Annotated in this window: 9 protein-coding genes; 6 read left to right on the forward strand and 3 right to left on the reverse strand. The window is 63.7% G+C overall.

The features are described 5' to 3' along the window. Positions 1-77: 77 nt before the first annotated feature. The 3 genes from APH36_RS24445 to APH36_RS24455 are packed head-to-tail and all read right to left on the reverse strand — an operon-like array spanning position 78 to position 5046. On the reverse strand, positions 78-2009 hold the full coding sequence (locus APH36_RS24445; protein WP_060500851.1) for an ATP-binding protein: 1932 nt from the start codon (positions 2007-2009) through the stop codon (positions 78-80). Then, the gene (locus APH36_RS24450) at positions 2006-2893 is read right to left on the reverse strand and encodes an ABC transporter substrate-binding protein (protein WP_060500854.1); all 888 of its coding nucleotides are present in this window, start codon (positions 2891-2893) and stop codon (positions 2006-2008) included. The genes APH36_RS24445 and APH36_RS24450 overlap by 4 nt, the downstream gene beginning before the upstream one ends. Beyond that, positions 2893-5046 carry a TonB-dependent siderophore receptor gene (locus tag APH36_RS24455; protein ID WP_177337134.1) on the reverse strand — a complete coding sequence of 718 codons (2154 nt, stop codon included), beginning with the start codon at positions 5044-5046 and terminating at the stop codon, positions 2893-2895. The genes APH36_RS24450 and APH36_RS24455 overlap by 1 nt, the downstream gene beginning before the upstream one ends. Positions 5047-5185: 139 nt before the next feature. Between APH36_RS24455 and APH36_RS24460 the strand changes: the two genes are divergently transcribed. The 6 genes from APH36_RS24460 to APH36_RS24485 all read left to right on the forward strand — a co-directional run. Next, a complete protein-coding gene (locus APH36_RS24460) occupies positions 5186-6211 on the forward strand; it encodes an NAD(P)H-dependent glycerol-3-phosphate dehydrogenase (protein ID WP_060500858.1) in 1026 nt (341 codons plus the stop codon). Positions 6212-6247: 36 nt separating this feature from the next. Continuing rightward, positions 6248-6595 (forward strand): DUF4389 domain-containing protein, encoded by a 348-nt coding sequence (locus APH36_RS24465; protein WP_016711631.1) that lies wholly within the window; start codon positions 6248-6250, stop codon positions 6593-6595. Beyond that, on the forward strand, positions 6592-7050 hold the full coding sequence (gene sixA, locus APH36_RS24470; protein WP_060500861.1) for a phosphohistidine phosphatase SixA: 459 nt from the start codon (positions 6592-6594) through the stop codon (positions 7048-7050). The genes APH36_RS24465 and sixA overlap by 4 nt, the downstream gene beginning before the upstream one ends. Before the next feature lie 129 nt (positions 7051-7179). Then, entirely contained in the window at positions 7180-7554 is a 375-nt protein-coding gene (locus APH36_RS24475) for a hypothetical protein (protein ID WP_060500865.1), read from the forward strand. 93 nt (positions 7555-7647) lie between these two features. Then, complete coding sequence (locus APH36_RS24480) at positions 7648-8436, forward strand: alpha/beta fold hydrolase (protein WP_060500863.1); 789 nt, start codon at positions 7648-7650, stop codon at positions 8434-8436. Beyond that, positions 8433-8936 (forward strand): alpha/beta fold hydrolase (locus tag APH36_RS24485; RefSeq protein ID WP_156342189.1); only part of this gene is annotated, 504 nt, incomplete at its 3' end. The genes APH36_RS24480 and APH36_RS24485, both read left to right, overlap by 4 nt.

The raw sequence follows: 8936 nt of genomic DNA on the forward strand, positions 1-8936 counted from the left end.
AGAAGTACAGGTGTGCACTGAAACGTCTATTTTCAGGTCCGATGAAGGTCCTGTCCAGTGTTTAAGACTGCCGCACTTTAGCATTTATCGCCAGTCGCGGTTGTCCGACCAGGCAACCAGCGCTGCAACACCCGTTGCAGTTCGGTGCGGCGCAAGGGTTTGCTCAGGTAGTCGTCCATGCCGGCGGCCATGCAACGCTCCCGATCGCCCTGCAAGGCATTGGCGGTCAAGGCGATGATCGGTAGCCCGGTGCCGTTGGGCAACTGCCGGATGCGCCGGGTGGCTTCATAGCCGTCCAGGTGCGGCAGGCGGCAATCCATCAGCACGGCGGCAAAGCGTTGCCGGCCGACCAGGTCGACCGCCTCTAGGCCATCCTCGGCGGTGCATACGGCCATCCCCAGGCTGCGCAACATGGCCTCGATGACACTCTGGTTGACCGGATTGTCTTCTACCAGCAGTACCTGGTCACTGTCGGTAACCGGCGTTGGTGCAGCCATTGGCGGCGCGAGCGGGACGGGGGCAGGGCTGGCAAGTGCCAGCGGCATCTCCAGGGTAAAGGTCGAACCCAGGCCTTCGCGGCTCTCCCCGCGCAGCTTGCCGCCCATGCGCTCGGCCAGGGTACGGGCGATCGACAGCCCCAACCCGGTGCCGCCATAACGGCGGGAAATCGAGCTGTCGGCCTGCTGGAAGGCGACGAACATCATTTCCAGCCGGGCACTGTCAATGCCGATGCCCGTGTCGCGCACGCTACAGGTCAGCCAGATCAATTGCCGGTCAAGCACCTTCCAGCGTGCTTCGACCTGCACCTGGCCCCGCTCGGTGAACTTCAGGGCGTTGCCCACCAGGTTCAGCAGGATCTGGCGGATGCGTGTGGGGTCACCGTTCACCTGCAGTTGCTTGATACCGGCAGGCAGTTGCAGGTGCAGGCCCAGGCCGCGCTGTTGGGCGCTGTGCTGGAACGACTGGACACTGCTGGTGATCAGTTCACCCAGGTTGAAGTCGATGTGTTCCAGTTGCAGCGCGGCGCGTTCGATGCGCGAGAAATCGAGGATGTCGTTGATGACCTTCAACAGATGCCCGGTGGACTCGCTGGCGACCGCCGTGTAATCGGCCTGTTCGGTGCTTAGCGATGTGGTCTCCAGCAGCTGCAGCATACCCAGCACGCCATTCATCGGCGTGCGCAGCTCGTGGCTCATCATCGCCAGGAAGTCGGATTTGGCGCGGTTGGCCTGCTCGGCCTCCTCACGGGCCTGAATCAGCTCGGCAATGGCCTGCTTCTGTTCATCGCTGGCCTTTTCCAGGGCGCTGGCCAGGTTGTTGATGTGGCGTGCCAGGTGGCCCAGTTCGCTGTCATCGACCACCGGCAAGGGGGTGTTGTACTCACCTTGCTGAATGGCCTTTACCGCATGGCCCATGTCGCTGATAGGCTTGGCCAGGCTCAGGGCCAGGCGGCGCGCCAGCAAAAAGGTGAACAGCAGCGCGAACAGCGCCAGGATGCCGGCTTTGATCACGATCTCCTGCTGGCGCTGGCTGAAGGCGTCATCGGACATACCAACGATGACCCGCCCCAGGTAGTCGTCACCGATAGCGGGGGTGGTGGCTTTGCCCTGTTGCAGGAAGTCGGTGTCCAGGCGGATTTGCTGCAGGCGGATGGGGGCCTGGAACACTTCAACCTGTTGCGCGCGGTTGGCGCTTTCGTCGGACTGCTCGACGTACACCAGAATGTGGTTGCGGCTGTCCTGCACTTCCAGAAAGCGGACGTGCGGGATGCTGAGGGTGGCCCGCATCAGTCCTTCGAGCACTTCGTTGTTGCCCGAAATCACCCCGTACTCTGATGCCGGTGCCAGCTGATTGGCGATCAGTTGCCCGGTGTGATTGAGCTCCTGGCGCAAGTCCTGGATGCGCACGAAGGTAAAGAAGCTGATCAACAGCAAGGTCAGCAGCAGGGCAGGGCCCAGGCTGATGATCTGGGTGCGGGTGTGGATATCCCAGCTCAGGCGCTTGCTCATGGGGTGGGCTCTCCTGCGGCCAGGGCTTTGGCAGCGGCGTTCGGATCGATCGGTTCAAGGCCCAGGGCGCGGGCCACCTGCTGGTTGCCACTGACGCCGTAGCGCGCCGGGTACAGGCTGCGTGGCCAGCGCGCTGGCGGCTGGTCGAGCAGCTGGTCGAGCTCCGCCAGCCAGTCGTCCTGATCGCTGTAGGTGCTGGCCAGGGCGCCGGCCCGCACAAACCCGGCGTTCGGGCCGATCAATGCCATTTGCCGGCCATAGCTGCTCAGCAGCAGGTTTTTCGCCGTCTTGGAGTTGTACAGGTTGGGGTCGTCCAGGGCCAGCAGCACATCGCTGTTGCCCAGCAGGTGCTGCAACGGCCGGCTGTCCCGTGGGTCGGACCAGTCCTGGGCAATGATCTCCAAGCCCATCGGGCGGGCAGCATGGCGCAGCTCGTCGAGCAAGAAACTGCTGTGTTCACCGTACAGCACGCCAATGCGCTGGGCCTGCGGCAACAAGTAGCGCGTCAGGCGTAATTGCCGGCCCAGCGGCGCGTCGCTCCACAACAAGGTAAGGAACGCAGGGCGCGACTTTCCCAGGCGCTGTTCAGCCTGTACCCGGCTGACCCGCATGGCCAGGGCCGGTGGGCCGGCGTTTTCACCCAGGCGCCACTCCAGCGCGGCGCTGTCGAGCAGAATCAGGCGCTGGTCCGCTTTGAGCTTGCTCGGGCGCGGCAGCTCGGCAGTGGTCAGAAAATGCACATGGTCATGCGGTCGGCGGCTTTCCAGCGCCGCGACAAAACTGCGGATGCCGGGCTGATCCTCAGCCCCTACCAGCAGGATCTCACTGGCCGACAATGGCCCGAGCGGCCACAGGCACAGCAGCAGGCGCAGCAACACGGCCATCAGAACTCCAGCTCCGCGCTGACGCTCAGGCGGTGGCGGCTGTCGTAGCGGTTCTGGATTGCCGTGGTGGGTTCATCGTCCAGCCGCTGCTGCCACAGCGCCGCCAGCTCCAGGTTACTGCCATGCACCCGAAAGCGCTTGGCCAGGCGTAGGTCCAGGCGCTCGTAGCGGTACTGGTTGAGTGCATCGTCACCGTAGTAGAACAGCGCGCTCGACCAGCCCGCCCCCCATTCGCGCATCCATCCGGCCGAGCCGCTGTTGTGGGCGCTGAGGCGGCGGTCGTCGGGGTTGCTGGCCCAGGCATCGACGTAGGCGTAGGTCAGGCGCAGGCGATCGCGCAGGGTGGGGCGCCAGTCCAGTTGTGCTTCGCTGCCACTGAAACGGGCCTTGTTGGCGTTGCTAGCGATGTACTGGTTGTTCTTCAAGGGCTCGCTGATCATTCCCGTGATTTCGTCGTAGAACAGCTTTACATCCATGCTCAGGTCGATGTCGCTGAAGTAGCCGTTGTAGCCGAGCTCGCGCGAGCGCATGCGCTCCTGTTCGAGGTCGCCGGGGCCACGGGTCTTGACGAAGTACTCGCCATTCTGCAGACCAAATGCATTGGGGGTGAGGTTCTTGACCGTGTAGCTCCAGTTGACGTTGTTCTCGAACATGTCGGGTGAGCGCACGGCCTCGGAATACACGGCGCGCAGGCCATGGCGCGGGGTGATCAGGTAGTTGACCGCCACGCGCGGGGTCAGCGAGCTGCCAGACAGGCGAGAGTCTTCGAGCATAGCTCCGCCCTGCAGGATCCAGTGTTCGTCGGCGCGCCATTCCAGCTGGCCGAACAGGCGCCAGGTCTGGTCGTCGAGGCTGCCGTTGAAGTAAGTCTGCGAGTCGGCCCGGTCATAACGGTAGTTTATGCCGCTGAGCAGGCGCAGGCTGTCGGTCAGGCTCAGGGTGTCCTGGATTTCCAGGTCGTAGCGGGTTTCACGGGTGCTCTGGTCCACGTCGCCGCAGACCACATGACTACCACCCTGTTCGTTCCATTGATCCTTGATGGCATCGACCAGGGCCTGCTCTTGTGGGTTGTTGCTGGAAGGTGGGTTGTTGGCGCCGCGCGCTACCAGCTCGGCGAAATTGGGGTTCATCTGCCAAAGCTGGGTCAGTTCGGGGCTGAATGACAGCGCTGCATCGCAGGCACGCCAGACCTGCTGACGGTCGAAGTGCTGCGCCGAGCCCTGAACATACAGGCTGTGCTCAGGGTTGAAGTCGATGCTCCAGCGCACCGAGCCCGCGTAGTCCTTGGCATTGACGTCAGCGTTGTCACCTTGCTGGGTGACATAGGGGAAGACCGGCTTATAGGTATAAGGCCGCTGGTTGCTGCCTTCCTTCGCCGCCAGTTGCCACTCCAGGGTCTGGTCCACTGCAAGGTTGTGGCTGGCGCTGAGGTTGAAGCGGGTAAGCCGGCGGCTGTCGCGGTAGTCCTGGCCAAACTGGTTTTCGTCGAAACCATCGTCCTGCTGGCCGGACAGCGACAGGCGTATGTCGCCGCCGTCCCAGCCAAAGCCGTGGCTGGCGTAGAAGTCGTTGATGCCATCCTGGCCGCGGGTCACCTTCAGCCGCGTGCCATGGCTGTCGGCAGGGTTGCGGGTGAGAATGTTGACCACCGCCATCAGCGCGTTGGCGCCGTAGCTGACGGTGTTCGGGCCGCGGAACACTTCGATGCGCTCGATATCCTCCATGGCCAGAGGGATGTCGCTCCAGTCCACGGTGGCCAGGCCCGCGCGGTACACCGAGCGGCCATCGATCAGTACCTGCATGCGGCGTGCGTCGTTGACGTTGCTGCCGTGGTAGTTGACCGTGGGTTGGTTACCGGCACCGTAGCCAATCATCATGCCCGGCACCAGGCGCAGTAATTCGGGGATGTCGCGGGCGCCACTGGCACGGATCAGCTCGCTGTCGAGCACGGTCATGCTACCCGGGACTGCCGCCGGGGATTGTTTGAGGCGTGTGGCAGTCAGAACCTGGGGCAGATCGGTGTTGTCAATGAACAGGTCGTCGGCCACAGCCGGGCTGCCGAGCAGAGCGGTCAGCATGAGCATGGGCAGGCGCGGGTACGGGGGCGTGCCAGGGAACACGGGGCGGCCTTGTATCAGGATTGAAACAGGCATGGTAACTGACCGTGGCGCATTTGCCAGTGACCTGCATGAGCGAGCCGGCCCCTTTCGCGGGAACAGAGACTGGTTCTGTCGCAGGCGAGCCGTATAATGGCGGGGTCGCCACTTAATTTTTGGCTTTAACGGATTGGATATGACTGAACAGCAACCTGTTGCAGTTCTGGGAGGCGGCAGCTTTGGCACCGCCGTGGCGAACCTGCTGGCGGAAAACGGTGTGCCGGTGCGTCAATGGATGCGCGACCCGGCGCAAGCCGAGGCCATGCGCGTCAATCGAGAGAATCCGCGCTACCTCAAGGGCATCCGGCTGCATGATGGCGTCGAGCCGGTCAATGACCTGCTGGCGACCTTGCAGGCCAGCGAGCTGATTTTCGTTGCCCTGCCGTCGAGCGCCCTGCGCAGCGTGCTGGCGCCCCATGCCGAGTTGCTGCGTGGCAAGGGCCTGGTCAGCCTGACCAAGGGCATCGAAGCGCAAAGCTTCAAGCTGATGAGCCAGATACTCGAAGAAATTGCCCCCGAAGCGCGTATTGGCGTGTTATCGGGCCCTAACCTTGCCCGAGAAATCGCCGAGCACGCGCTGACTGCAACGGTGGTCGCCAGCGAGGACGAGAAACTCTGCAAGCAGGTGCAGGCTGTGCTGCATGGGCGCACGTTCCGTGTCTACGCCAGCGCTGACCGCTTTGGTGTCGAGCTGGGTGGTGCGTTGAAAAACGTCTACGCCATCATCGCCGGTATGGCCGTTGCGCTGGGCATGGGCGAGAACACCAAGAGCATGCTGATTACCCGTGCCTTGGCCGAAATGACCCGCTTTGCCGTCAGCCAGGGGGCCAACCCCATGACCTTCCTCGGCCTGGCCGGTGTCGGTGACCTGATCGTCACCTGCTCCTCGCCCAAGAGCCGCAACTATCAGGTTGGCTACGCGCTGGGGCAGGGCCAAAGCCTGGATGAGGCGGTCAACCGCCTGGGCGAGGTGGCCGAAGGCGTCAACACCATCAAGGTGCTCAAGGCCAAGGCCCAGGAAGTGCAGGTCTACATGCCGCTGGTGGCGGGCCTGCATGCCATCCTGTTCGAAGGGCGCACGCTGAACCAGGTGATCGAGCACCTGATGCGCGCCGAACCCAAGACCGATGTCGATTTCATTTCCATCAGCGGTTTCAACTGAGCCTTTGGCGGCTCTGACACGAGCAAGGAGCGACACATGAACGATACGCCCGAACGCGCCCAGCGCGAGTCGATCATCCTGCGGGTGCTGTGGATGCTGGTGTTCCTGGTGGTCTGGCAACTGGCTGAACTGTTGTTGGGCGGGCTGGTGCTGGTGCAGCTGATCTACCGTCTGGTGTACGGCGCACCCAGCGCCAGCCTGATGAACTTCGGCGACAGCCTGAGCCAGTTCCTGGCACAGATCGGCCGCTTTGGTAGCTTCCACAGCGACCAGAAGCCATGGCCATTCTCTGACTGGCCTGCGCCGCGCGCGCCGGAAGGTGAAGCCGCGCATGCCGTGGCGCCGGCCCCGCACCCGGTGCGTGACGAGGAACCCAAGCTGTGAAACTGTGGGTACTGCGCCACGGTGAAGCGGAGTCACAGGCCAACACAGATGCCGAACGCCGTTTGACTGCCCATGGCCGCGAGCAGGTGCTGCACAGCGCTGCTCGCCTGCTCGGGCAGCCGTTGCAGGCAATTATTGCCAGCCCCTACGTGCGCGCCCAGCAAACGGCGGCGCTGGTGCATGACACGCTGGGCTTCGGCGAGCCGGTGCGTACCGTGCCCTGGCTGACCCCGGAAAGTGACGTGCAGCAGGTGATCGGTGAAATCGAGCGGCTGGGCCTGGAGCATGTACTGCTGGTCAGCCACCAGCCGCTGGTGGGGACCTTGGTCGGGGTGTTGGAACAGGGTCACAAGCAGCAACCGGCAGCCATGAGCACTGCAAGCCTAGCCGAGTTGGAAGGGGATTGGCCGCTTGCTGGGCTGATGACGCTGCGGGCGATCAATTCGCCGGCTTGATACCCGGGACGCAAAGCGCCCCGGGTTATCTGGAAGGCAACTGGCATTTTTGCCAGTTGTCGCGTTTGACGGCGCCTTGCTAGCGTTGCCCAAAAGCAATCAGGCAGGGAGCAGTGGATGAGCGGTGAGATGTGGGAGCTGTTGAGCTCCCTGGACCTGCAACCCACCATCAACCAGGTTGACCGGGGCGCCTCTCTCGACTTTGCCCGCTACAGCCTTCTACGCGAATCGGCCGATGCCAAGCTTTACCATCTGATGCACCGGGTGATGGGCAATCCCGATCTGGAGCCCGGCGCCAGGCAACAAAGCGAGCACGACCTACGCACCCTGCAGGATGCCTGCCTGCGAGTCTCTCACCTGCTACAAACCAGTTGTCTGGCCCTGCGCCGCCTGCAACTCGACCACCAGGACCAGCGCCTGGCCCGCGAAGCGCTGGAAAGCCAGTTGGTCTACATGCAAGCCTGCCTTCGCCGTTCACTGGCCAGTTTCGACCGGTCGGCGTGACCTGATAGCCCTCGCCGATGACCTTTCCGGACGTTGCCGAACGTGGCGCCGATGCCGACAATGAGCCATCATCCTCCGTCCGGACCAGGCGCCATGCCGCAGCAGATCTTCTTCGCCCATGCCAACGGTTTCCCCTCGGCTACCTATGGCAAGCTGTTCGCCGCCCTGGCGCCGGACTACCAGGTGCAGCACCTGGCCCAGCATGGGCACGACCCACGCTTTCCTGTGAATGACAACTGGCAGAGCCTGGTCGATGAACTGTTGCACCACCTGGCGCAACAGGACCAGCCGGTCTGGGGGGGCGGCCACTCGTTGGGTGGCGTATTGCACCTGCATGCTGCCTTGCGCTGCCCCGAGTACTACCGTGGTGTGGTGATGCTCGACTCGCCGGTACTCACCCGCGCCGATCAATGGCTGCTGCGCACCGCCAAGCGTTTTGGCTTCATCGACCGTATCACACCGGCCGGGCGCACGCTGGGGCGCCGCGAAACGTTCAATGACCGCGACAGCGCCCGGGACTATTTCGCCGGCAAGTCACTGTTCCGCCATTTCGATCCCGACTGCCTCGACGCCTATGTCGAACACGGCTTGCAGGCGGCAGAGCAGGGCCTGCAGCTACGCTTCGACCCGGCTACCGAAATCAGCATCTACCGCAGCATCCCGCATACCAGCCCGGCGCCCGCGCGGCAGTTGCAGGTGCCGCTGGCCATGGTGCGCGGCGACCGTAGCAATGTCATTCGCCGCCACCACACCCTGGCCGTACGGGGCATGCCCCAGGGTGAATACCACAGCGTGCCGGGCGGGCACATGTTCCCGCTGGAGCGCCCTGCAGACACCGCCAGCCTGATCAAGGGCCTGTTCGACCGCTGGAGTCAGGCATGAGCGCACACGTCGAAGAAATCCGCCTGAGCCTGGGCCATATCGAGCTGGCCGCGCACCTGTTCGGCCCCGAGGACGGGCTGCCGGCGATTGCCTTGCATGGCTGGCTGGACAACGCCAACAGCTTCGCCCGCCTGGCACCGCAGCTAAAAGGGCTGCGCATCGTCGCCCTGGACCTGGCCGGGCATGGTTACTCCGAACACCGCCCGCCTGGCGCCGGTTATGCCTTGGCCGACTATGCCCATGATGTGCTGCGGGTGGCCGAGCAGCTCGGTTGGCAGCGTTTTGCACTGTTGGGGCATTCGCTTGGGGCCATCATTTCGGTGCAGCTGGCTGGCGCCTTGCCCGACCGGGTCAGCCATCTGGCGTTGATCGACGGCGTCATCCCGCCGACCGGTGCCGAGCAGGATGCAGGCGAACGTTTGGGGATGGCACTGCAGGCCCAGCTGCGGCTGGACGGCAAGCGCAAGTCGGTGTACGCCACGCTGGAAGACGGTGTGCAT

It is taken from the genome of Pseudomonas sp. NBRC 111133, assembly GCF_001320605.1.
In the GTDB taxonomy this organism is placed as follows: Bacteria; Pseudomonadota; Gammaproteobacteria; order Pseudomonadales; family Pseudomonadaceae; genus Aquipseudomonas; species Aquipseudomonas monteilii.